The organism is Halomonas beimenensis (genome assembly GCF_002549795.1).
In the GTDB taxonomy this organism is placed as follows: domain Bacteria; phylum Pseudomonadota; class Gammaproteobacteria; order Pseudomonadales; family Halomonadaceae; genus Halomonas; species Halomonas beimenensis.
Genome location: NZ_CP021435.1, coordinates 1,560,012 through 1,581,240, shown reverse-complemented (window position 1 = coordinate 1,581,240; position 21,229 = coordinate 1,560,012). Strand labels below are relative to the sequence as shown.

At 66.4% G+C, this 21,229-nt stretch carries 23 protein-coding genes and 6 tRNA genes; 20 read left to right on the top strand and 9 right to left on the bottom strand.

The features are described from left to right. Nucleotides 1-3 precede the first annotated feature (3 nt). Nucleotides 4-1,122, bottom strand: a complete 1,119-nt coding sequence (locus tag BEI_RS07550) for a muconate/chloromuconate family cycloisomerase (RefSeq protein ID WP_097788938.1) — start codon at nt 1,120-1,122, stop codon at nt 4-6. Between the two features lie 105 nt (nt 1,123-1,227). Here BEI_RS07550 and BEI_RS07545 point away from each other — a divergent pair, with 105 nt between their 5' ends. Further along, nucleotides 1,228-2,130 carry a LysR family transcriptional regulator gene (locus BEI_RS07545; RefSeq protein ID WP_097788937.1) on the top strand — a complete coding sequence of 301 codons (903 nt, stop codon included), beginning with the start codon at nt 1,228-1,230 and terminating at the stop codon, nt 2,128-2,130. An 81-nt stretch (nt 2,131-2,211) separates the two neighbouring features. Here BEI_RS07545 and BEI_RS07540 read toward each other — a convergent pair. Both BEI_RS07540 and BEI_RS07535 read right to left on the bottom strand, forming a co-directional pair. Beyond that, nucleotides 2,212-2,287 (bottom strand) — tRNA-Ala (locus BEI_RS07540). 152 nt (nt 2,288-2,439) lie between these two features. After that, a tRNA-Ala gene (locus tag BEI_RS07535) sits at nt 2,440-2,515 on the bottom strand. A 218-nt stretch (nt 2,516-2,733) separates the two neighbouring features. Here BEI_RS07535 and uvrY point away from each other — a divergent pair. The 6 genes from uvrY to BEI_RS07505 all read left to right on the top strand — a co-directional run bounded on the left by uvrY (nt 2,734) and on the right by BEI_RS07505 (nt 6,393). Further along, entirely contained in the window at nt 2,734-3,381 is a 648-nt protein-coding gene (uvrY, locus tag BEI_RS07530) for a UvrY/SirA/GacA family response regulator transcription factor (protein WP_097788936.1), read from the top strand. 59 nt (nt 3,382-3,440) lie between these two features. After that, nucleotides 3,441-5,255, top strand: a complete 1,815-nt coding sequence (gene uvrC / locus BEI_RS07525; protein ID WP_097788935.1) for an excinuclease ABC subunit UvrC — start codon at nt 3,441-3,443, stop codon at nt 5,253-5,255. Nucleotides 5,256-5,422: 167 nt separating this feature from the next. Then, nucleotides 5,423-5,971 carry a CDP-diacylglycerol--glycerol-3-phosphate 3-phosphatidyltransferase gene (gene pgsA, locus BEI_RS07520; protein ID WP_097788934.1) on the top strand — a complete coding sequence of 183 codons (549 nt, stop codon included), beginning with the start codon at nt 5,423-5,425 and terminating at the stop codon, nt 5,969-5,971. Nucleotides 5,972-6,033: 62 nt separating this feature from the next. Continuing rightward, a tRNA-Gly gene (locus BEI_RS07515) sits at nt 6,034-6,108 on the top strand. 94 nt (nt 6,109-6,202) lie between these two features. Next, nucleotides 6,203-6,276, top strand: a tRNA-Cys gene (locus BEI_RS07510). Nucleotides 6,277-6,306: 30 nt separating this feature from the next. Further along, nucleotides 6,307-6,393 (top strand) — tRNA-Leu (locus BEI_RS07505). A 438-nt stretch (nt 6,394-6,831) separates the two neighbouring features. Here the strand turns inward: BEI_RS07505 and BEI_RS18950 are convergent. Together BEI_RS18950 and BEI_RS07500 are read right to left on the bottom strand one after the other, a co-directional pair. Then, complete coding sequence (locus tag BEI_RS18950) at nt 6,832-7,056, bottom strand: hypothetical protein (protein ID WP_153045774.1); 225 nt, start codon at nt 7,054-7,056, stop codon at nt 6,832-6,834. Further along, nucleotides 7,053-8,042, bottom strand: a complete 990-nt coding sequence (locus tag BEI_RS07500) for a phage integrase (protein ID WP_097788933.1) — start codon at nt 8,040-8,042, stop codon at nt 7,053-7,055. The genes BEI_RS18950 and BEI_RS07500 overlap by 4 nt, the downstream gene beginning before the upstream one ends. Before the next feature lie 204 nt (nt 8,043-8,246). Here BEI_RS07500 and BEI_RS07495 point away from each other — a divergent pair, with 204 nt between their 5' ends. The 4 genes from BEI_RS07495 to nadB all read left to right on the top strand — a co-directional run bounded on the left by BEI_RS07495 (nt 8,247) and on the right by nadB (nt 11,762). Then, nucleotides 8,247-8,831: a hypothetical protein gene (locus tag BEI_RS07495; RefSeq protein WP_097788932.1), complete on the top strand. Its 585-nt coding sequence runs from the start codon at nt 8,247-8,249 to the stop codon at nt 8,829-8,831. A 32-nt stretch (nt 8,832-8,863) separates the two neighbouring features. Beyond that, nucleotides 8,864-8,997, top strand: a tRNA-Leu gene (locus BEI_RS18945). A gap of 49 nt (nt 8,998-9,046) precedes the next feature. After that, a complete protein-coding gene (locus BEI_RS07490; protein ID WP_097788931.1) occupies nt 9,047-10,201 on the top strand; it encodes an FUSC family protein in 1,155 nt (384 codons plus the stop codon). Continuing rightward, nucleotides 10,182-11,762 carry an L-aspartate oxidase gene (gene nadB / locus BEI_RS07485; protein ID WP_097788930.1) on the top strand — a complete coding sequence of 527 codons (1,581 nt, stop codon included), beginning with the start codon at nt 10,182-10,184 and terminating at the stop codon, nt 11,760-11,762. Before BEI_RS07490 ends, nadB begins: the two co-directional genes overlap by 20 nt. Nucleotides 11,763-11,829: 67 nt before the next feature. Here the strand turns inward: nadB and BEI_RS07480 are convergent, their stop codons facing one another. Continuing rightward, nucleotides 11,830-12,165 (bottom strand): hypothetical protein, encoded by a 336-nt coding sequence (locus tag BEI_RS07480; RefSeq protein ID WP_097788929.1) that lies wholly within the window; start codon nt 12,163-12,165, stop codon nt 11,830-11,832. A gap of 22 nt (nt 12,166-12,187) precedes the next feature. After that, nucleotides 12,188-12,481, bottom strand: coding sequence for an FAD assembly factor SdhE (locus BEI_RS07475; RefSeq protein WP_097788928.1), 294 nt, complete (start codon nt 12,479-12,481; stop codon nt 12,188-12,190). Between the two features lie 186 nt (nt 12,482-12,667). Between BEI_RS07475 and BEI_RS07470 the strand changes: the two genes are divergently transcribed. Genes BEI_RS07470 through lapB form a run of 3 tightly spaced genes read left to right on the top strand, consistent with a single transcriptional unit; the run spans nt 12,668 to nt 14,502 of the window. Then, on the top strand, nt 12,668-12,964 hold the full coding sequence (locus BEI_RS07470) for an integration host factor subunit beta (protein WP_097788927.1): 297 nt from the start codon (nt 12,668-12,670) through the stop codon (nt 12,962-12,964). A 45-nt stretch (nt 12,965-13,009) separates the two neighbouring features. Further along, nucleotides 13,010-13,315 (top strand): lipopolysaccharide assembly protein LapA domain-containing protein, encoded by a 306-nt coding sequence (locus BEI_RS07465; protein ID WP_097788926.1) that lies wholly within the window; start codon nt 13,010-13,012, stop codon nt 13,313-13,315. Nucleotides 13,316-13,317: 2 nt separating this feature from the next. After that, the gene (gene lapB / locus BEI_RS07460; protein WP_097788925.1) at nt 13,318-14,502 is read left to right on the top strand and encodes a lipopolysaccharide assembly protein LapB; all 1,185 of its coding nucleotides are present in this window, start codon (nt 13,318-13,320) and stop codon (nt 14,500-14,502) included. A gap of 6 nt (nt 14,503-14,508) precedes the next feature. Here lapB and pyrF read toward each other — a convergent pair whose 3' ends face one another. Further along, nucleotides 14,509-15,210, bottom strand: coding sequence for an orotidine-5'-phosphate decarboxylase (pyrF, locus tag BEI_RS07455; RefSeq protein WP_097788924.1), 702 nt, complete (start codon nt 15,208-15,210; stop codon nt 14,509-14,511). Between the two features lie 204 nt (nt 15,211-15,414). On the opposite strand from pyrF, the gene BEI_RS07450 reads away from it, so the two are divergent. Continuing rightward, nucleotides 15,415-15,693: a ComEA family DNA-binding protein gene (locus tag BEI_RS07450; RefSeq protein ID WP_097788923.1), complete on the top strand. Its 279-nt coding sequence runs from the start codon at nt 15,415-15,417 to the stop codon at nt 15,691-15,693. 26 nt (nt 15,694-15,719) lie between these two features. Here the strand turns inward: BEI_RS07450 and BEI_RS07445 are convergent, their stop codons facing one another. Then, the gene (locus tag BEI_RS07445) at nt 15,720-16,481 is read right to left on the bottom strand and encodes an SDR family oxidoreductase (protein ID WP_097788922.1); all 762 of its coding nucleotides are present in this window, start codon (nt 16,479-16,481) and stop codon (nt 15,720-15,722) included. A gap of 192 nt (nt 16,482-16,673) precedes the next feature. Here BEI_RS07445 and BEI_RS07440 point away from each other — a divergent pair, with 192 nt between their 5' ends. The 5 genes from BEI_RS07440 to BEI_RS07415 all read left to right on the top strand — a co-directional run bounded on the left by BEI_RS07440 (nt 16,674) and on the right by BEI_RS07415 (nt 21,227). Continuing rightward, a complete protein-coding gene (locus BEI_RS07440; RefSeq protein ID WP_097788921.1) occupies nt 16,674-17,192 on the top strand; it encodes an FxsA family protein in 519 nt (172 codons plus the stop codon). A 205-nt stretch (nt 17,193-17,397) separates the two neighbouring features. After that, nucleotides 17,398-17,691 (top strand): co-chaperone GroES, encoded by a 294-nt coding sequence (locus tag BEI_RS07435; RefSeq protein WP_097788920.1) that lies wholly within the window; start codon nt 17,398-17,400, stop codon nt 17,689-17,691. 60 nt (nt 17,692-17,751) lie between these two features. Further along, nucleotides 17,752-19,398 (top strand): chaperonin GroEL, encoded by a 1,647-nt coding sequence (gene groL / locus BEI_RS07430; protein ID WP_097788919.1) that lies wholly within the window; start codon nt 17,752-17,754, stop codon nt 19,396-19,398. Nucleotides 19,399-19,736: 338 nt separating this feature from the next. Continuing rightward, entirely contained in the window at nt 19,737-20,471 is a 735-nt protein-coding gene (locus BEI_RS07420; RefSeq protein WP_097788917.1) for an RNA methyltransferase, read from the top strand. A gap of 276 nt (nt 20,472-20,747) precedes the next feature. Next, nucleotides 20,748-21,227, top strand: coding sequence for a phosphate-starvation-inducible PsiE family protein (locus BEI_RS07415; protein WP_097788916.1), 480 nt, complete (start codon nt 20,748-20,750; stop codon nt 21,225-21,227). Nucleotides 21,228-21,229 lie beyond the last annotated feature (2 nt).

Sequence of the window (21,229 nt, the reverse complement as noted above, 5' to 3'; positions counted from 1 at the left end):
CGGTTACTTGCGCGAATAGTGGGCAAGCTTGTCTTCGTCGAGGCTGATCCCCAGCCCGGGGCCCGCCGGCAGGTCCACGCCGAAGGCGTGGTAGTTCAGCGGCTGGGTCACGATGTCGTCCTTCAGCAGCAGCGGGCCGAACATCTCGGTGCCCCAGGTCATCTCGTCGAGGGTCGCCCAGGCGTGCAGCGAGGCGGCGGTGCCGATGCTGCCCTCGAGGAGGGTGCCGCCGTAGAGGCCGATGCCCGCGGCCTGGGCCACATGGGCCAGCTCGAGCACGCCCTGCAGGCCACCGGACTTGGCGATCTTCAGGGCGAAGGCACCGCTGAAGCCGCGTGCCGCCAGGTCGAGACCGTCCCGGGCGTCGGCCACCGCTTCGTCGGCGAGCATCGGCACCCGGAAACGGCGGGCCAGGCGGATCAGGCCGGCATGCTCCCGGGCGGGGATGGGCTGCTCGATCAGCTCGATGCCGGCCTCCTGCAGCGCCTGGATGCCGCGCACCGCGCTGGCTTCGCCCCAGGCCTGGTTGACGTCGACGCGCACGCCGGCCCGATCCCCCAGCGCCGCCTTGATCGCCGCGACATGCTCGACGTCGCGGTCCACCGGATTGGCCCCGATCTTGAGCTTGAAGTCGCAGTGGCGGCGCTCGTCGAGACGCTGGAAGGCCTCGTCGATATCCTTCCGGGTATCACCGGACGCCAGGGTCCAGAGGACCGGCAGGTGATCCTGGCGTGCACCGCCCAGCAGCTCGGCCACCGACAGCCCCAGACGCTTGCCCTGCGCGTCCAGCGCGGCGGTCTCCAGCGCCGACTTGGCGATGGCGTTGCCCCGCACGTGACGATTCAGGCGTGCCCGCAGGGCGTTGAGGTTGCCCGAGGGCTGGCCGATCAGCAGCGGCGCCAGGTAGGTGTCGATGTTGCGCTTGATGCTTTCCGGGCTCTCCGGGCCGTAGGCCAGGCCGCCGATGGTGGTGCCCTCGCCCAGCCCCTCGATGCCGTCGCTGTGGCGCATGCGCACGATGACCATCGTCTGGCAGGCCATGGTGGTCATGGAGAGCTTGTGGGGGCGGATGGTCGGCAGGTCGACCAGCAGCGTCTCGATCTTCTCGATCACGGATGACATGGGCGGCTCCGGGGTTCGCCAATCGGGAGATTGGTTGGCAGTTTGATTGCAGCGAGAAGACGGAACCAATATTGTTTGGGTGCCCTGCCATACCCTGGAGGTATCATGGAACTGAGGCATCTCCGGTACTTCTGCGTGGTCGCCGAAGAGCTCAACCTGACCTACGCGGCCGAGCGGCTGCACATGTCGCAGCCGCCTTTGACTAGACAAATCAAGCAGTTGGAGGAGGAGCTAGGGGCCGTGCTGTTCGAGCGGAGTTCCCGCGGGCTGTCCCTGACCGCCACCGGCCAGTTCTTCCATGAGCATGCCCTGCAGATACTGGAGAAGGTCGATGCCACGGTGGAGGCCACCCGGCGCATCGCGCGCAGCAACCGGCGCATGTTCGGTATCGGTTTCGTGGCCTCGGTGTTCTACGGCCAGCTGCCGCTGCTGGTGCGAGGGTTACGACAAAAGGATGATGTCGAGCTGACCCTGGCCGAGCTGACCACGGTGCAGCAGGTCCAGGCCCTGAAGGCGGGGCGCATCGACCTGGGGTTCGGCCGACTGCGTATCCAGGACCCCGACGTGGAGCAGGAAGTGCTGTTCGAGGAACCGATGATGGCCGCGCTGCCCGTGGGTCATCCCCTGGCGGAGACCACGCCGACCCTGGAGCAGCTGGCCCGCTATCCGCTGGTGGTGTTTCCCGCCAAGCCCCGGCCGAGCCTGGCCGACATGACCCTGGGGCTGTTTCGCCGGCACGGGCTCAAGGTGGAGGTGGCCCAGGAAGCCAACGAGCTGCAGACCGCCCTGGGCCTGGTGGCCTCGGAGATGGGCATCACCCTGGTGCCCGAACAGGTGAAGCGTCTCCAGCGTGACGGCATCGTGTTCGTCTATCTCGACGACAAGACCATCACGTCCCCCGTGCTCTGCAGCCGACGCAAGGGAGAGCCTCCGTCCGATATCATGCAGGAAGCCAACGCCATCCTGGAGGTACTGGTGGAGAATCGGCGCACCGGCCGCTACCCGTGAAGGGGGGCGCGGCTCCTGACTCCGCCCCAGACGAAAAAAGCCGCCCGATGCAGAGCATCGGGCGGCTTTTCGATATTCGATTGGTGGAGCCTAGCGGGATCGAACCGCTGACCTCAACACTGCCAGTGTTGCGCTCTCCCAGCTGAGCTAAGGCCCCACGCTGTGCTCGCCGGCTTTGAGCCGCGAGAACGGGGCGTAATATACGTCGACTCCTCTCGCCGGTCAAGCATCGATTGTGCCCATCCCGGCGCGCGGACACGAAAAAGCCGCTTGATGCATTGCACCAAGCGGCTGATTCTCGGAAACTCGTGGTGGAGCCTAGCGGGATCGAACCGCTGACCTCAACACTGCCAGTGTTGCGCTCTCCCAGCTGAGCTAAGGCCCCACGCTGCACTCGCCGGCATCGCCTCGCGAGAACGAGGCGTATATTACGACCGGGAGTCACCACCGTCAACCCGATCATGAGAAAAAGCATTCGTTTGGCGGAGACCAATTCCACTTAGGGTGATGATGTGCCACGCTAAGGCTGATAAACCAGTAAGCCGGTGACCGGCATCGCCACCGGCCTGAGACGTCCTTTCACTTCATTCAGGAGCACCTGCCTTGATCAGGGTTCTCGTTGCCGACGACCACCACCTGGTAAGGACCAGCATCGCCCACCTGCTCGATGCCGAGCCGGACATCACCATCGTGGGCGAGGCCGCGGATGGCGAGGAGGCCATCCGCCAGGCTCGCCAGCTCAAGCCGGACATCGTCCTGATGGACATCCGCATGCCAGGCATCGGCGGGCTGGAAGCCACCCGGAAGATCCACCGCTTCACCCAGGACATCCGCATCCTGGTGCTCACCGCCTTCCTCGAGGAGACCTTCGCCCAGCGCCTGCTCGATGCCGGTGCCCATGGCTTCATCAGCAAGGGCTCCCAGCACGACGAGATGGTCGCGGCGGTGCGCAGCGTCTTCGCCGGGCAACGCTACGTGAGCCCCGAGATCGCCCAGCGCCTGGTGCTCTCGCGCATCGATGCCGGCGACAACCCCTTCGATCAGCTGTCCCAGCGGGAGCTGCAGGTGGCGATGATGATCGTCAATTGCCAGAAGGTGGCCGACATCGCCGACCGCATGTTCCTGAGCCCCAAGACCGTCAACACCTATCGCTACCGGATCTTCGAGAAGCTCGGGGTCAATTCCGACGTGGAGCTGACCCACCTGGGACTGCGCCACGGCCTGGTGGACGGCTTCAGCGAGGTGGAATGACCCGCCCGGCGACGGGTCTGATAGGATGACGCCTTCACCCCCGTCGCCGCCACTAGCCGATGAGTTTCGATTCCCGCCACTTCCTCGCCACCGTCACCGAGGCCCCCGGGGTCTATCGCATGCTCGACGAGCAGGGCGAGACCCTGTACGTGGGCAAGGCCCGCCGACTGAAGGCGCGCCTGGCCAGCTACTTCCGCGGCGCCCTGAACACCAAGACCCAGGCATTGGTCGCGCGTATCGCGGACATCCAGGTCACGGTGACCAACAGCGAGACCGAGGCGCTGCTGCTCGAGCAGACGCTGATCAAGGAGCTGCGCCCGCCGTACAACATCCTGTTGCGTGACGACAAGTCCTACCCCTTCGTCTTCGTCACCGACCGCCACCCCTTCCCGGCACTGGAGTACAAGCGGGCGCGCGCACGGCACGACGACGGTCGCTACCTGGGCCCCTACCCCAGCAGCGGCGCGGTGCGCGAGAGCCTGTCGCTGATGCAGAAGATCTTTCGCATCCGCAACTGCGAGGACTCCGTCTTCGCCCATCGCACCCGCCCCTGCCTGCAATACCAGATCGGTCGCTGCAGCGCCCCCTGCGTGGGCTATATCGACGAGGCCGACTATCGGCGGGACCTGGCGCATGCCATCCAGTGCCTGGAGGGCAAGAGCGAGGCGGTGACCCGTGAACTGACCCGGGACATGGAAGCGGCCAGCGAGGCCCTGGCGTTCGAGGAAGCCGCCCGGCTTCGCGACCAGATCCAGCAGCTCCGCCAGCTGCAGCAGCGCCAGTTCGTGGATACCGGGGGGGGCGACGCGGACGTCTTCGCCCTGGCCTCGCGCCCCGGCGCGCTTTGCATCTCGGTCCTCACGGTGCGCCAGGGCCGGTTGCTCGGCGCCCGCCACCACGAGCCGGCCAACGGCCTGGACCTTGGCCCCGAGGCCCTGCTCGGCGACTTCATCAGCCAGTTCTACCTGGGACAGGCCCGGGAGATCCCCGCCGAGGTGATCACCAGCCACCCGCTGCCGGACGCCGACCTGCTCGCCCGAGCCCTGGGCGAGCGGGCCGGCAAGCGCATCCGGGTCACCGACCAGGTCAGGGGGCATCGCGCCCAATGGCGCGAGCTGGCCCGCACCAATGCCGAGCAGCAGCTGGCGGGACAGCTGGCCAACCAGACCCAGCTCAGCAAGCGCTTCGAGGCGCTGCGCGAGGCCCTCGGGCTGGACCAGACGCCGAACCGCCTGGAGTGCTTCGACATCAGCCACAGTCACGGCGAAGCCACCGTGGCCTCCTGCGTGGTGTTCGACGCCAATGGGCCGCGCAAGTCCGACTACCGACGCTTCAACATCGCGGACATCGAACCCGGAGACGACTACGCCGCCATGCGCCAGGCCCTGACCCGACGCTTCCGGCGCCTCGCCGAAGGCGAGGGCGAACGGCCCGACATCCTGGTGGTGGACGGCGGCAAGGGGCAGCTCAACATGGCCCGGGAGGTATTCGCGGAACTGGGCGTCACCGGCGTGATGCTGCTGGGCGTGGCCAAGGGCACGACCCGCAAGGCCGGCCTGGAGACGCTCTACCTGGAGACGGTGGATCGCACCCTCGACCTGGACGGCGCCTCCCCGGCCCTGCATCTGCTCCAGCACATCCGCGACGAGTCGCACCGCTTCGCCATCGCCGGCCACCGCGCCAGGCGTGACAAGGCCCGGCGGACCTCCACCCTGCAGGACATTCCCGGCGTCGGCCCGCGCCGGCGGCGCGAGCGGCTGCGCTTCTTCGGCGGCCTTCAGGGCGTGCGCCAGGCCAGCCGCGAGGAGCTCGCCCGGGTTCCGGGCATCAGCGCCACCCTGGCGGAGACGATTCATCGCGCCCTGCATGGATGAATACCGCCGGGCGAGATCATGAGGAAAGCCGCTGATGCCCGGCATCAGCAGCTCTCCATCCGGGCGGCGGAGACGATTCATCGAGCCCTGAATGGATGACACCGGCCGAGGCGGATAGAATGTCGCGACACCCGGCATCCCCATCCTCAGGCAAGGACGCAGCTTCGATGAACATCCCCAACCTCCTGACCCTGGCCAGAATCGTCTTCATCCCGCTGCTGGTGGTGCTGTTCTACCTCCCCTTCCCCTGGAGCATGCCGCTGGCGGCGGGGCTGTTCGCCCTGGCGTCGGTGACCGACTGGCTGGACGGCTACCTGGCGCGCCGCTGGGACCAATCCACCCCCTTCGGCGCCTTTCTCGACCCCGTGGCCGACAAGCTGATGGTGGCCGTGGCCCTGGCCCTGCTGATCGAGCGCTACGACGCTGCCTGGCTGACCCTGCCGGCCCTCGTGATCATCGGCCGCGAGATCGTCATCTCGGCATTGCGCGAGTGGATGGCCGAGATGGGCAAGCGCGGCAAGGTGGCGGTCTCCTGGATCGGCAAGGTCAAGACCACCCTGCAGATGATCGCCCTGCTGCTGCTGCTGGCCTTCGCCCCGGGAACGCCGGTGGCCTGGCTGGGCGTGGCGACCCTCTACGTCGCCGCCCTGCTGACCCTCTGGTCGATGATCCAGTACCTGCGGGCCGCCTGGCCGCACCTCAGCGATTCCATGTGACGAACGACGAGAAAAGCGTTTGACAGTCACCGACTTATCCGTATAATGCGTCCTCGAGTCAGGCGGGAATAGCTCAGTGGTAGAGCATCGCCTTGCCAAGGCGAGGGTCGCGAGTTCGAATCTCGTTTCCCGCTCCACTGACTCAAGCAGAGTCAAGGCGTGCGACGGGAGGGTCGCGAGCTGGTACGCCAGCCCGGTCGAATCTCGTATGGCGCCCCCATTGACTCATGAGGCTGGATGGCAGAGTGGTTATGCAGCGGACTGCAACTCCGTGTACGCCGGTTCGATTCCGACTCCAGCCTCCATTTCCCCTGTTTTCCGCCCGCTCGAACCCCGCCCGGATGGCGAAATTGGTAGACGCAAGGGACTTAAAATCCCTCGGTGGCAACACCGTGCCGGTTCGAGCCCGGCTCCGGGCACCAATGAAATCATCTACTTATAGCTGATTGATTGGCTGCTTTGAGCTTTGCGAATCCCCTAGTGGCCACATAGTGTCCACAACGGCAGAATTAGAACTCCTCTCCCTCCGCTGGCGACGCTCTCTGAATGGTGGTGAGCGAAGCGAACGCATGCCAAACCGACCAAGCAGCGGCGCCCCCTGACTATGTCGCGGCCCCGGGCCCCGCAAGTGCCACAGCTCTCAATTCGCGGCCCTGGTGAACAAGGGGTTCCGCCCCGTCACCTATCGCCGTCGGTCGCCCCTTCTGCCTTGCCGGCCAACCGTCGCAGGGTCAAGGCTCCCGACGATGCCGCGGGTGAGGACGCCTGCGCCCGACGCCCCGCGGCGAGGAGGGAGCCTTGACGCTGCCAGGTGGCCGGCGATCCTGAACAGGCGACCACGGCCATGGTGACGTGGGCGCTCACCGCCCTTGATCCTGGAGCCCGAGGGAGCGGCGGCGCCGCTGCGGGAAGGCCACGACATTTGATGTCCGCGCCTCCTGAATGACTCTCTCAAGTTCCTCCTTGAAGTATTCCAGGATAAGCATATATATTTCATCATCTAAGTTTCGATTCTCTATGATGCCAGGAAGGTAGCTCATTCTCAGGCACAAACTAGAAACTCTTTCTTCCGTGAAATCATTCATTTTGCCGCCTCCAGTGCATTTAGCTTTTTCGCTTCTTCTAAGTGATCTGGAGCCAAGTGGGCATAACGCATTGTCATCGTGATCGTGGAATGATCGAGAATGCGCTGTAGCGTTAATATGCTTCCGCCTTGCATGATGAAGTGACTGGCGAACGTGTGCCTTAGAACGTGGGTCATTTGTCCACGCGGCAGCTCGATCCCGGCGCGCTCGATCGCATTCTTGAAGGCCTCATAGCCGCCCTTGAACAGCTTTCCCCCTCCTCCTGCGGCTAGAACCTCCTCTTCCAGCTCCCGCGAGATGGGTATGTGCCTGGGCTTCCCGTTCTTGGTGCTCCAAAAGGACACTAGGCCGTTATGCACATGCTCCCGCCTGAGCCCTTGAGCTTCATTCCATCTGGCCCCTGTGGCCAAGCAGATTTTAGCAATCAATAACGCGGACTTATTGCGCGACTTATTCAACTCTTTTAGAAGTGAGTTAATTTCGCTTCTGTTCAAATACCGCAGCTCACGCTCTTCATGCTTTATCTTTCGGCTTTCCTTTACCGGATTGCTCCTGGTCCATTCCCCTGCCCTGGACAGCTCATTGAACATTGCGCTCAGATAAGCCCGGTCATGGTTCATAGTATTAGCTGATACTGATTTTTCTCGTTCCTCTCTTAGCCCGATGAACCACTCTTTTGTCAGGGCGTTGGCCAAGGGGTCCCCGCATACCTCAGCCAGCTTGAGTAGCTTCTTTCGGCGAGCCGATCCGTCATTCGTATGCTTACCGTGAATCTGGTACCAGCGCTCGACCAGCTCCGATAGCCGCCTCATGTCTTTCCTGGGTGGCTCCCACTCGGGCGCTTGCACTACCCTAGCCTTGATGTGGTTCATGTACCTCGTGGCTTCGGCCTTGGTCTTGAACTTCTTCCGAAAGCGCCTTGACCCCCTTCCGTCCCCTCGGAAATCGGCCAGCCAGGTACCATCCTCTTGCTTCTTGATCCCCATGGTGAGGCCCTCCCTGTAACACGCCTCGCAGACTGACAAGAAAATCCTTCGTTAAGTGTCATAGGTTGCCATTGCTGCATGACCTATATAGGTAAGCTAGCCTCAAAACCTATATAGGTCAACCATAGATTCTATATAGGTTGGTTGCCACCAGACATCACCTCAGCTATCTTGGTTCTGTATCGAACCTATAGAGAACTACTGATGGCAAGCCACCCGCTCAACAAGGACCAGCGTCGACGCTTGGTTGCGTATCTGAAGAAGAGCAAGCCCGAGGGGTGGCGCAACCTGTTGGCAGCCGTAAACAATGGGCCTCCGTGGAAAGCCCTGGGGCTGTATTTTGAGTGCGTGCGGGCCGGCATGATCGATGATAGTGTCTTTTTTGAGCGCTGGTCGGTCGGCAACTCAATGCCTCCCATGCCGTCGGTCGCAACCCAGTCGGAGGGAGGGCTGAGTGCGTTTCTTGCCTCCATCAAGCAGCGTCAGCTTCAAGAGGCAGATTCCACGCCGGCCGACCCCGCTCCCCAGCCACCTGCTCAGAAAGCCCCTATGCCGCCACAAGAGCCTTCTCAGGCTGTTCCGAAGCGCTCCCGGACCACCTCCAGGAAGACCAAGGAAAACAAGCGGACCATCTCGCTCATGATTGAGCCGAGTCTCTATGAGCAGGTAAAGCAGCTTGCAGAGATCCAGGATCGCTCCATAGGTGCCCAAGTTCGACATGCGATCCGCCAGGACCTAGAGCGGAACGCCTACTTGCTGTACGATTCAGCCACCGATGATGACCAGTGACCACATAGTGTCCACATCATTGGCCATCAGTGGCCATTCAGTGGCATGTATTCCTTTATAACTCCTTGAAAACATGCACCAATGGCCACTAACGAGACATTTGAGCTGGGACTTAAAATCCCTCGGTGGCAACACCGTGCCGGTTCGAGCCCGGCTCCGGGCACCATTCCGCGTCGACCTGGCATGAGCCCGACCAGCCAACGGGATCTCGCTTCATGAGCCTGGCGCGTCTGCGCGACCCCTACTTCAGTCATCGCCACCGCCGCATCCTCCACGTGCTGCGCATCGCCCTGGCGCTGGCCATCACCTATGCCATCACCGAGACCTTCGCCATCCCCCATCAGGGCTGGGCGCTGGTCAGCACCGTCATGGTCATGGGCAACCTGCCGCATATCGGCGGGGTGCTGGACAAGGCGCGCCAACGCCTGCTCGGCACCCTCCTCGGCGCCGGCTGGGGCGTGATGCTGATCGCCCCTCCCCTGCCCTGGCCGACCCTGCTGCCCCTCGGCACCCTCACCGGCATCGCCGTGGCCACCTGGATCAGCTTCGGCAAGCGCTATGGCTACGGGGGCCTGATGTTCGCCATCAGCCTGCTGCTGGTGGTCGGCGACGGCACCCAATCGCTGGGCGTGGCCCTCTGGCGAGGCTTCGATGTGCTCCTGGGGACCCTGGTCGGCATCGCCGTGACCGTGCTGGTCCTGCCTCACAAGGCCACCGACCTGCTGCGCTTCACCCTGGCCGACAACCTGGATCGGATGGCCCGGCTCTACCATGCCCATACCTCGGCCGGCGCCGAGCTGGACGTCGACGCCCGGGAGCTGCTCAAGGCCTGCAGCCGACTGCTGGTCAAGCAACGCGGCCTGGTCGACGCCATTCATCGCGAGCATCGCCTGACCCGGGGCGAACTGGACGATCTCATTTCGCTGCAGCGACGCATGTTCTCGACCATCGAGCTGCTGCTGGAGACTCACTGGAACACCCGGGCGGGACACGAGCGGATCGAGGCCATGCACGGCCTGCGGGATCAGCAGCACACCCTCGCCCGCACCCTCGGCACCCTGGCCTTCCAGGTCCGCACCGGCCATCCCGTCGCGGTTGACTTCGTGCCCTTCGACCTGCAACGCCATGCCGACCTGGCCGGCGAAGCCCATGCCGAGGATGGTCGCCGACTGTTCAGCCCCAGCGGCTACCTGTGGTTGAATCGCGAACTGTCCCGCCTGACGGGCGAGCTGATCGATCGCCTCGGGCGCCTGGAACGCCTGCCCAGTCGCCGACTGCGCAAAGGCGCCTCCCGCCACGGCCTGCTCGCCCCTCCCGACGCGTCCAGGCCCATCGACAAGGACAAGCCAGATGACCGACAGCAAGCATGAGGTGCTGATCATCGGCGGCGGCATCGCCGGCCTGGTGCTGGCCCTGGAGGTCGCCGAACGGCGGCCGGTCACCCTGCTGCAGCCTGCCCAGCACCCCCAGGGGGCGAGCCGCTGGGCCCAGGGCGGCATCGCCGCGGTGCTCTCGCCGGACGACGACATCGAGGCCCATGTGGCCGACACCCTGGTGGCCGGCGACGGTCTGTGCGACGAGGCGGCGGTGCGCTTCACCGTGGAACAGGGCCCCGCCGCCATCGGCTGGCTACTGTCGCTGGGGGTGCCCTTCACGCCCGACCCCGACCCTCAGGCCGGCTACCCCTACCACCTGACCCGCGAGGGGGGCCATGGCGCGCGCCGCATCATTCATGCCGACGACGCCACCGGCCGCGCCGTGGTCGACACCCTGCGCCGACACGTCGACCGACATCCCGGCATTCGCCTGAGGACCGACCTCACCGCCATCGGCCTGGTCGGCGACGACGCCGGTCAGTGCCGGGGCGCGCGTTGCATCGACGAGGCCGGCCGGCTCCACGAACTGCCGGCCGCGGACACGGTGCTCGCCACCGGCGGGGCCAGCGGCCTCTACCGCCACACCACCAGCCCCGATCCTGCCTGCGGCGAGGGCATGATGATGGCGGCGGAGCTCGGCGCCGAGCTGATGAACCTGGAGTTCCAGCAATTCCACCCCACCTGCCTGTATGACCCCGAGGGCCCGCCCTTCCTGATCAGCGAGGCCGTGCGGGGCGAGGGAGGCCGCCTGCTCAACCTCGCCGGCGAGCGATTCATGCCCGGCATCGACCCGCGGGCCGAACTGGCGCCGCGGGATGTGGTGGCCCGCGCCATCGACGCCGAGATGCAGCGCACCGGCAGCGACCATGTGCTGCTCGATATCCGCCACCTCGGGGAAGCGGCGATCCGCCACCACTTCCCGACCATCCATGCCCACTGCGCCGAACGGGGCCTGGACATCGCCACCACCCCCATCCCGGTGGTGCCGGCGGCGCATTACAGCTGCGGCGGCGTGGCCACCAACCTGGAAGGTGCCACCACGGTGCCACGCCTCTATGCCATCGGCGAGGTGGCCTGCACCGGCCTCCACGGCGCCAACCGCATGGCCAGCAATTCCCTGCTGGAGTGCCTCGCCTTCGCCCGCAGCTGTGGCCGGCGCCTGCGCCATGCCCGCCCGCCGGAGTCGGCTCCGCTGCTGCCCTGGCAGGCCGGCGACACGCCCGTCCCGCTCGATGAGATCGCGGCCATCCGCTCGGCCATGCGCGAGGTCATGAGCGCCCGGGTCGCCATCGTGCGCCACGACGCCGGGCTCGACGAGGCGGCCCGCCGCCTGGCGGAACTCGCCGAGCGCCTGGCCCCCCGGCTGCCCGGAGCCGCCCCCGGCGCCGAGCTGGCGAGCCTCTGGCATGCCCTGCGCCTGGCGCGCCTCACCGTGGCCTGCGCCCTGGCCCGCCGCGAATCCCGTGGGTTGCACTTCAACCCGGACTGCCCGCTGCACGGCGACCCCGCCCCGCATCCCTCGCGCATCCGTCTCGAGGCCCTCGACCCGGCCTGAGCCGGCACGGCCGACACCCCGGCGTCGTCGACGCCGGGGTGTCGGAAAGCAGGAGAGGCTCGCCCGGTCAGGGCAGGGTATTCAGTGCCCGTCGCAGGACACGCAGGGAGTCGGCGTCGCTGCTGTCGGGCCACAGCCAGAGGCGGCGACCATCGAGCCGCAGGCCGACGAGCCAGGGCCCCAGGTAGTCGCAGCTCAGGCTCACCTCGCGCCAGTCATCGCCGGCCCGCTCGCGCCAGGCCCAATCCGGTGCCGAGCGCGGCCGGGGCATCAGGCGCAACTCGCCACGCGGGCGGCGCCGCGCGGCATCGAGCACCACGCCGGCCAGGACGCCCGCTCCCGCCAGGCTCATCCACCAGGGCGCGTACCCCCAGAGCAGCCCCAGCACGCCGGACGCCGCCATCACCTGGGCGGCCCAGCCCAGCCTAGAGGGCGCGACGCGAATCGTTGTCGGTGGACTCGGCATGCTCGACGATCATCTGGACGATGCGCCGACGCTCCGGATCCTCGGGCCACTCCCGGCGCATCATCCAGGCGAAGAGGTCCTGATCCTCCTCCTCGAGCAGGGCCCGAAAGGCCGCCTGGTCGGACGCCTCCAGGTCGTCGTAGCGTGCCTCCAGGAAGGGGATCAGCAGCAGGTCGAGCTCCCACATGCCGCGCCGGGAGTGCCAGTAGAGGCGCTTGCGCTGGGCAGCAGCCGCGGACGAATCGTCGTTCAAGGTCGGCCTCATCGGTTCCGAGAATGTGGCCACAGTATACCCGAGCCTCGCGGCTCCCGGCATCCCGCCGCCACTCTCTGGGGCAAAGGTCGTAGTGCGTTGTTTTATCGAGACTTGCACAGTATGCTTTGAGCATACGATCGTCCTCGGCCCTGAGGCCCAGGCAGGACAGCACGGAGAGAACCGATGACCAAGTCCGAACTGATCGAGCAGATTGCCATGCGGCAGCCCGAGCTGTCCGTCAAGGAAGTCGAAGCCGCCGTGCGTCTCATCCTCGACGACATCACCGACACCCTCGCCGAAGGAGGGCGGGTCGAGATTCGCGGCTTCGGCAGCTTCTCGCTGCACTACCGCGAGCCGCGCATCGGCCGCAATCCCAAGACCGGCGAACCGGTCGCGCTGGACGGCAAGTTCGTGCCACACTTCAAGCCCGGCAAGGAGCTGCGCGAACAGGTGGACGCCAGCCGCGCGCTCGGTTACTGACGCAAGCCCCCCTCCACTCCTCCAACTCGATACGGGAACTCGCACATGCGTTGGCTCAAAGGCCTGATCCTGGCCATCATCCTGCTGGTGGTGCTGCTCGTCGGCATCCTCTTCGCCGTCAACAACCAGCAGGCGATCCCCCTCAACCTGATCTGGATCGAGCTTCCCCCGGCCTCGCTCTCCCTCTGGCTGCTGGCCAGCCTGGCCGTCGGGGTGCTGATGGGCATGCTGGCCATGAGCGGCGTCTACCTGCGCCTGCGCGCGCTGCTGACCCGCGCCCAGCGCCACAACCAGCAACAGCGCAAGGAGCTCGACAAGCTGCGCATTCAGGAGATGAAGGAACTTCCCTGACGATGCCCGATGTTCTGCTGCTGGCCCTGTTGTTGGCAGCGGTCGCCATCGGCTGGTGGCTGGGCCGCCGCGAACGGCGGGGCCCGAATGCCCCCTCTCCTTCCCCCGCCCTGTCCCGCGATTACTTCGTGGGCCTGAACTACCTGCTCAACGATCAGCAGGACCGCGCCATCGAGACCTTCATCGGCGCGCTCGAGGTGAACAGCGACACCATCGAGACCCATATCGCCCTGGGCAACCTCTTCCGCACCCGCGGCGAGGCGGATCGGGCGGTGAAGATCCACCAGAACCTGCTGGCCCGCCCCACGCTCAGCGGCGACCAGGGCGAACGCGTCCAGCTGGAACTGGCCCGGGACTTCCTGCAGCTGGGCCTGCTCGACCGGGCCGAGCGGCTGCTCCAGACCCTGATCAGGGACGGCCTCCACGAGGAGCTGCGCCAGACGGCTCGTCACCTGCTCGTCGACCTGCTGGAGCGGGAAGGGGAATACCAGCAGGCGCTCGAGGTGGCCCAACCTCACCTGGTCCGCCGCCACGACGATATCCGTCGCGCCGCCGCCCACTGGCTGTGCGAGCTCGCCGAGCAGGAACGTCGCTCGGCGAGTCCGGTGCCGGCGCGACGCCATCTCAAGCAAGCCCTGGCCACGGATGCCCGTTGCGTGCGGGCCAACCTGCTGCTCGCGGAAATGGAGCTCGACACCGGGCACTACCGCCAGGCGATTCGGGTCCTCGAGCGAATTCCCGAGCAGGACAAGGCCTTCATCCCCACCCTGCTGGAGCCGCTCGGCCGGGCCTACCGGCTGCTGGACGAAGAGGAAGGCCTGATTCGCCACCTCGAGGCGTTGCTCGAGGTCGCTCCCTACACCAGCGTCATCATCCTGCTCGCCGACACCCTGCGGCGACACCATGGCGACTCGGGGGAGGCCCTGGGACTACTCGCCGAGCAACTCGACCGCGCCCCGAGTCTCGGGGCGGTGGACTATCTCATGCGGCTCTATCGGCAGCATGCCGGCGAGGGCGAGCGGGAACGCATCGAGCTGCTTCAGCGCCACACCCGCACGCTGCTCGACGCCCTGCCGCGACACCGCTGCCGACGCTGCGGCTTCAGCGGCGAGCAGCTCCACTGGCAGTGCCCCCGCTGCCGCAGCTGGGGCACCACCAAGCCGATCACCGGCATCGAAGGGGAGTGAGGCCGCTCACCCGGCGGCGAGCTCCGCCTCAATGGCCGCCAGGGCCGCCATCGGATCGTCGGCCTGGGTGACCGGCCGCCCCACCACCAGGTGGGTACTGCCCGCGGCCACGGCCTCGCCAGGGGTCATGACGCGACGCTGGTCGCCTGCCTGGGCCGCGGCGGGGCGAATGCCGGGGGTGACCTTGAGAAAGTCGTCGCCGCACAGGACCCGCAAACGGGCGGCCTCCTGGGCCGAACACACCACGCCATCCATGCCGCTGTCCCGGGCCAGGGCCGCCAGGCGCTCCACCTGTTCGGCAGGCGACACCGAGACGCCCACCTCCGCCAGGTCCTCGGCCGCCATGCTGGTCAGCACGGTCACCGCGATCAGCTGGGTGGACAGGCCCTGGCGCACCAGCCGCTCCTTGGCGGCCTCCATCATCCGGCGCCCCCCGCCGGCATGGACGTTGACCATCCATACCCCCTGTTCGGCGGCAGCCTGGACCGCTCCCGCCACCGTGTTGGGGATGTCATGGAACTTGAGGTCCAGGAACACCTCGAAGCCGCGTCCATGCAGGGCCTCGAGGACGTCGGGCCCGCTGCGGGTGAACAGCTCCTTGCCGACCTTCAGCCGGCAGCGCGCCGGATCGAGCCGATCGGCCATGCACAGGGCGGCATCCAGGGACGAGTAATCGAGGGCGATGATCAAGGGTGACGCAACGGACACGGCGAGCTCCTGGCGAGTGGATTGGACCCGCGCAGTATATCAGCCATGCCCCGTGGCGCATGGCGCGAATCACGTCAGGGACGTGGCGGCGATCACGGATGCCCGAATGCGGCGATGGCCGACCCCGCCCTCCCCTGGCCGACACTAGCCTGAAACCAGGCGCCATGGCGCCCGCCACCCCGGCCACTCACAAGGAGAGACACCATGACGACCTTCCGCAAAGGATATCTCGCCCCCCTCGGCCTGGTCCTGCTGCTCGGCCTGGCCGGCCCGGCCCTCGGCCAGGAGGCGCCACCGATCAACGTCAACACCGCCGATGCGGCCCTGCTGGCCGAACTGCCGGGCATCGGAGAGGCGAAGGCGGCGGCGATCGTCGAGGATCGCGAGGCCAACGGCCCCTATGCCGCCGCCGCCGACCTGACCCGGGTCAGCGGCATCGGCGAGGCGACCGTGGAGGGACTGGCCGACCAAGTCACCTTCTGATCCCCCCGCACCGGGCGACGACGGGATCAGAGCCTGAGCCCGCCGTCGCACTCCAGGACCCGCCCGGTGAAGTAGTCGTTGGCGAGGATGAAGGCCACGCCTTCGGCGATGTCATCGGGCTGGCCCATCCGCCCCAGGGGAACACGAGCCTTAAGGCGTTCGCGCATGTCCTCCCGGATCGCCGCGGTCATCTCGGTGTCGATGAAGCCCGGCGCCACCGCACCCACCCGGATTCCATGACGGGCCAGCTCCTGGGCCCAGGTCACGGTCAGTGACGCCACGCCGGCCTTGGCCGCCGCATAGTTGCTCTGCCCGATGTTGCCGTGTCGCACCACGCTGGAGATGTTGACGATCACGCCCGCTCGCCCGTCCTCGATCATGCGGCTTGCCGCCTCCCGCCCACACAGGAAGACGCCGGTGAGGTTGACGTCGATGACCTGCTGCCACTCGGCCAACGACATGGTGTCCTGAACCTGGCCGTCCCGGGCCTTGACCAGCAGCCCATCCCGCACGATGCCGGCATTGTTGACCAGGCCATCGAGGGGACCCAGGGCATCCGCGACGGCGGCGAAGGCCTCACGCACCGAGCGTTCGTCGGCCACGTCGACGACGAAGCCGCGTGCCTTGAGGCCCTTCTCGGCCAGCCGACCCACCGCGGCCTCCAGGCTCTCGCCATCCCGGTCGAGCAGGGCCAGGCTCGCGCCCTGCTGCCCCAGGTGCTCGGCCATGGCCAGCCCTCGGCCCCGGGCGCCGCCAGTGATGGCGATGAGGGCGTTGTCGAGTTGCATAGCGGTCCTCCAGACAAGGGCGGCGCGGGGTGGGCACGGGTGCTCGCCACGACCGACACGAACAATCGTTTGATTGATGATTCTACCGGGTCTGCGCAAGGGCGACATGCGGCCTTGGTCGTGTCCCGGACGAGACTTGATTTTCTCGTGGGCCGCCCCCACGTCTGCGGCAATCGTCACAGCGGAGTCCTCATGCCCTTTCTCGCCCTCTTCACCGTCTTCGCCCTGCTGGATTTCGTCCTGCTCTTCACCGTCGGCAGCCACATCGGGCTGCTGACCACCCTGGCCCTGGTCCTGGCCACGGGCTTCCTCGGCCTGCACCTGATCCGCCGCGAAGGCGTCGCCACCTTCGCCCGGGCCCAGGAACGCATGGCTCGAGGGGAGCTGCCTTCCGGCGAGCTGCTCACGGGGGCGGCGCTGATCTTCGGCGGCGCCCTGCTGATGGCTCCCGGCTTCCTCTCCGATGCCCTGGGCTTCATGTGCCTGATCCCGGATGCCCGCCGCCTGCTCGGCAAGCTGCTCGGCCGGCTCGGGCTGCGCCTGCAGGGCGTGCATGTCCAGGCCGGCGCCTATCGTCCCCGCCAGGGACGGGACGCGGACTGGCAGCAGGCCGGCAGCGAACGGGACACGACCGCCGAGACGTCCCGGGATGGCGAGCAGGAGACGCCGCTGGAAGGCGACTTCATCGCCCATGACGAGAGGCGGGGCTGAAGAGGAAAAATTTTTTCCCGGGGGGCCTTGAAACCTCATTGGCCAGCCCCACTTATCCGTCAGCAACGAGCTTCGACCCCGCCCGTCGGGGTCATCCACACGGAAGGCGTGTGCCTTCACCCCGCAGAGAGATCTGCGGGTTGATGAGGAAAACCCGCCGTGGCCGCGACGCCCGGCACAGCAAACCATCAGGAGAACGTGAGCAATGAACATCCGTCCCTTGCACGATCGCGTCGTCATCCGTCGCGTTGAAGAAGAGCAGAAAACCGCAGGCGGCATCGTGCTCCCGGGCAGCGCCCAGGAAAAGCCGACTCGTGGCGAGGTCCTCGCCGTCGGCAACGGCCGGATTCTGGAAAGCGGCGACGTGCGCCCGCTCGACGTGAAGGTCGGTGACACCGTGATCTTCAAGGATGGCTTCGGCGTCGAGAAGCAGAAGATCGACGGCGAGGAAGTGCTGATCATGAGCGAGTCCGACATCCTGGCCGTCGTCGAAGGCTGAGTCGCGACCGCTCCTACCGCTCGAATCTGACGTTCACGAACTCACAGGAAGCAAACGAAAATGGCAGCGAAACAAGTCAAGTTCTCCAGTGATGCCCGCACTCGCATGGCGAAAGGCGTCGACACCCTGGCCAACGCCGTCAAGGCCACCCTGGGTCCGAAGGGCCGCAACGTGGTCCTGGAGAAGTCCTTCGGTGCGCCGACCGTGACCAAGGACGGCGTCTCCGTGGCCAAGGAGATCGAGCTCAAGGACAAGTTCGAGAACATGGGCGCCCAGATGGTCAAGGAAGTCGCTTCCAAGACCTCCGACGTCGCCGGTGACGGCACCACCACCGCCACCGTGCTGGCCCAGTCCATCGTCACCGAAGGCCTGAAGGGCGTGATCGCCGGCATGAACCCGATGGACCTGAAGCGCGGCATCGACCACGCCGTCCAGGCCGCCGTCAAGGAAATCGGTGAGCTGGCCGTGCCCTGCACCGACTCCAACGCCATCGCCCAGGTCGGCACCATCTCCGCCAACGGCGACAGCAACATCGGCCGCATCATCGCCGAGGCCATGGAGAAGGTCGGCAAGGAAGGCGTCATCACCGTCGACGAGGGCCGCGGCTTCGAGGACGAGCTGGACGTCGTGGAAGGCATGCAGTTCGACCGCGGCTACCTGTCGCCCTACTTCGTGACCAACCAGGACACCATGGCCGTGGAACTGGAGGATCCGTTCATCCTGCTGGTGGACAAGAAGATCTCCAACATCCGCGAGCTGCTGCCGACGCTCGAGTCCGTGGCCAAGGCCGGCAAGCCGCTGGTCATCATCGCCGAGGACATCGAGGGCGAGGCCCTGGCCACCCTGGTGGTCAACACCATGCGCGGCATCGTCAAGGTCGCGGCCGCCAAGGCACCGGGCTTCGGCGACCGTCGCAAGGCCATGCTGCAGGACATCGCCATCCTCACCGGCGGCACCGTGATCTCCGAGGAAGTGGGCCTCGACCTCGAGCAGGCCACCCTGGACCACCTGGGCACCGCCAAGCGCGTGACCATGTCCAAGGAGAACACCACCATCATCGATGGCGCCGGCCAGGACAGCGACATCGAGGCCCGCGTCAACCAGATCCGCGCCCAGATCGAGGAGACTTCCTCCGACTATGATCGCGAGAAGCTCCAGGAGCGCGTCGCCAAGCTGGCCGGTGGTGTGGCCGTGATCCGCGTCGGTGCCGCCACCGAGGTGGAGATGAAGGAGAAGAAGGCTCGCGTCGAGGACGCCCTGCACTCCACCCGCGCCGCCGTCGAGGAAGGCGTGGTGCCTGGCGGTGGTACCGCCCTGGTCCGCGTGCTGACCAAGATCGCCGGCCTGAAGGGCGAGAACGAGGACCAGACCCACGGCATCGCCATCGCCGTGCGCGCCATGGAGGCCCCGCTGCGCCAGATCGTCACCAACGCCGGTCAGGAGGCTTCCGTCATCCTGAACCGCGTCAAGGACGGTGAGGGCAACTTCGGCTACAACGCCCAGACCGGCGAGTTCGGCGACCTGTTCGAGATGGGCGTGCTGGACCCGGCCAAGGTCACCCGCTCCGCGCTGCAGTCCGCCGGTTCCGTCGCCGGCCTCATGATCACCACCGAGTGCATGATCGCCGACGACCCGGAGGAGAAGGAAGCCGGTGGCGCCGACATGGGCGGCATGGGCGGCATGGGTGGCATGGGCGGCATGATGTAATCACGCCCCCGCCTCCAGGCCTAGCCTGATCGAGCCCCCCGCCGGGAGACCGGTGGGGGGCTTTTTGCAAGCTGCAAGCTGCAAGCTGCAAGCTGCAAGCTGCAAGCTGCAAGCTGCAAGCTGCAAGCTGCAAGCTGCAAGCTGCAAGCTGCAAGCTGCAAGCTGCAAGCTGCAAGGCAGTGTGATGCCCACCTGAGACAAGCGACAAGGGGTTTCCTTGTAGCTTGCTCCTTGTGGCTTGTAGCTTGTTCCTAGTGGTTTGTAGCTGCCCGAAGGGCGCTTGGCGCGATAGGATACCCGCCTCGACTCCTCTCATCACCAGGTCTTCCCGAAACCCCATGCTGCCCAATATCCGCATCGTCCTCGTCCAGACCTACCACCCCGGCAATATCGGCGCCTCGGCCCGGGCCATGAAGACCATGGGCCTCGACAACCTGGTGCTGGTGACCCCCCGATGCTTCCCGGATCCGGAGGCCACCCGACTGGCCGCGGGCGCCGAGGACCTGGTCGACAATGCCCGGGTGGTGGGCTCGCTGACGGAGGCGGTGCACGATTGCGTGCAGGTGGTGGGGGCCAGCGCCCGGCTGCGCAGCCTGCCGCTGCCTCACTTCGACGAGCCCGCGGACATGGCCGAGACCCTGGTGGCCAACGCCGTGGACGATCCCGTGGCGCTGGTGTTCGGCCGCGAACGCTTCGGGCTGACCAACGACGAGATCCGCCACTGCAGCCATCAGGTGAGCATTCCCGCCAATCCGGACTACGGCATCCTCAACCTCTCCCAGGCCGTCCAGGTGCTGGCCTACGAGGTCTTCCGGGCCTGGCGGCAACGCCCCGAGAGCGACTTCCGGATGCCTCGCCCGTCCCATGACCGCCCACCGACCCGGGCGCAACTGGGGCATTTCCATGACCATCTCGCCAGGGTGATGCGCGCGAGCGGCTTTGTCACCCAGCCCCACGCCCGCACCGAGGAGCAGCTCCAGGCCCTGTTCGCCCGGGCGCAGCCCTCGCGCAAGGAGCTGTCGCTGCTGCGTGGCCTGTTGAGTTCGCTGGAAAGGGACCGGAACGCCCCCTGAGACGGCATCAGGAAATCGTCACGTCGACGACATCCCGTCGTCACGTACACGGGGCATGCTACCCTTATCCCATGATGGGATCGGGCAAGGGACACTGCCCCTCGCCTGACAGGGACGCCAGGAGCAGGATGCCCCTCAGGGAAGCCGGTCGCGGCATCGGGACGATGCTCATGGAGGTCTTGCACTATCGCCACGACGCCCGGCGTCGTGGCGTTTTTATTGGCCCGGGACCCGCGAAATGGCAAAGTGAGCCCGATGCCGGACAGGAGAGACGCCATGAGCACGGAGCCCGAGGACAACAAGCACAAACGCCTTCAGCTGCTCCATGACGAGTTGCCCGAGGAGCACGAGGATCCGCTGATCGGCATCCTGCACCGCATCATCCGCGTCGGCGTCAAGGTGCTGGCGGTGCTGATGGTGGGGGTGATCATCTGGGGCATCTTCGACGTCGTCTACGTCCTCTACCAGCAGCTGATCCAGCCCCCCTTCCTGCTGCTCGAGGTCGGCGACATCTTCCGGCTGTTCGGCGCCTTCATGGTGGTGCTGATCGCCATCGAGATCTTCATCAACATCCGGCTGTACCTCGGCACCAACGTGCTGCCCATCCAGCTGGTGATCGCCACGGCGCTGATGGCCATCGCCCGGAAGGTGATCGTGCTGGACATCGACACCATCGCCGCCGAGTACGTCTTCGCCATCGCCGCCGTGGTGCTGGCGCTGGGCGTCACCCACTGGCTGGTGGCCCGCAAGCATTGAGC

What these genes read in the sequence shown, in the direction of transcription:
- BEI_RS07550 (WP_097788938.1), bottom strand. Translation starts at nt 1,122, where the DNA reads ATGTCATCCGTGATCGAGAAGATCGAGACGCTGCTGGTCGACCTGCCG.
- BEI_RS07450 (WP_097788923.1), top strand. Translation starts at nt 15,415, where the DNA reads ATGACGACCTTCCGCAAAGGATATCTCGCCCCCCTCGGCCTGGTCCTG.
- BEI_RS07440 (WP_097788921.1), top strand. Translation starts at nt 16,674, where the DNA reads ATGCCCTTTCTCGCCCTCTTCACCGTCTTCGCCCTGCTGGATTTCGTC.
- BEI_RS07480 (WP_097788929.1), bottom strand. Translation starts at nt 12,165, where the DNA reads ATGGCGGCGTCCGGCGTGCTGGGGCTGCTCTGGGGGTACGCGCCCTGG.
- BEI_RS07435 (WP_097788920.1), top strand. Translation starts at nt 17,398, where the DNA reads ATGAACATCCGTCCCTTGCACGATCGCGTCGTCATCCGTCGCGTTGAA.
- BEI_RS07470 (WP_097788927.1), top strand. Translation starts at nt 12,668, where the DNA reads ATGACCAAGTCCGAACTGATCGAGCAGATTGCCATGCGGCAGCCCGAG.
- uvrC (WP_097788935.1), top strand. Translation starts at nt 3,441, where the DNA reads ATGAGTTTCGATTCCCGCCACTTCCTCGCCACCGTCACCGAGGCCCCC.
- BEI_RS18950 (WP_153045774.1), bottom strand. Translation starts at nt 7,056, where the DNA reads ATGAATGATTTCACGGAAGAAAGAGTTTCTAGTTTGTGCCTGAGAATG.
- BEI_RS07545 (WP_097788937.1), top strand. Translation starts at nt 1,228, where the DNA reads ATGGAACTGAGGCATCTCCGGTACTTCTGCGTGGTCGCCGAAGAGCTC.
- BEI_RS07445 (WP_097788922.1), bottom strand. Translation starts at nt 16,481, where the DNA reads ATGCAACTCGACAACGCCCTCATCGCCATCACTGGCGGCGCCCGGGGC.
- pgsA (WP_097788934.1), top strand. Translation starts at nt 5,423, where the DNA reads ATGAACATCCCCAACCTCCTGACCCTGGCCAGAATCGTCTTCATCCCG.
- BEI_RS07500 (WP_097788933.1), bottom strand. Translation starts at nt 8,042, where the DNA reads ATGGGGATCAAGAAGCAAGAGGATGGTACCTGGCTGGCCGATTTCCGA.
- BEI_RS07420 (WP_097788917.1), top strand. Translation starts at nt 19,737, where the DNA reads ATGCTGCCCAATATCCGCATCGTCCTCGTCCAGACCTACCACCCCGGC.
- nadB (WP_097788930.1), top strand. Translation starts at nt 10,182, where the DNA reads ATGACCGACAGCAAGCATGAGGTGCTGATCATCGGCGGCGGCATCGCC.
- groL (WP_097788919.1), top strand. Translation starts at nt 17,752, where the DNA reads ATGGCAGCGAAACAAGTCAAGTTCTCCAGTGATGCCCGCACTCGCATG.
- BEI_RS07495 (WP_097788932.1), top strand. Translation starts at nt 8,247, where the DNA reads ATGGCAAGCCACCCGCTCAACAAGGACCAGCGTCGACGCTTGGTTGCG.
- BEI_RS07490 (WP_097788931.1), top strand. Translation starts at nt 9,047, where the DNA reads ATGAGCCTGGCGCGTCTGCGCGACCCCTACTTCAGTCATCGCCACCGC.
- BEI_RS07415 (WP_097788916.1), top strand. Translation starts at nt 20,748, where the DNA reads ATGAGCACGGAGCCCGAGGACAACAAGCACAAACGCCTTCAGCTGCTC.
- BEI_RS07465 (WP_097788926.1), top strand. Translation starts at nt 13,010, where the DNA reads ATGCGTTGGCTCAAAGGCCTGATCCTGGCCATCATCCTGCTGGTGGTG.
- lapB (WP_097788925.1), top strand. Translation starts at nt 13,318, where the DNA reads ATGCCCGATGTTCTGCTGCTGGCCCTGTTGTTGGCAGCGGTCGCCATC.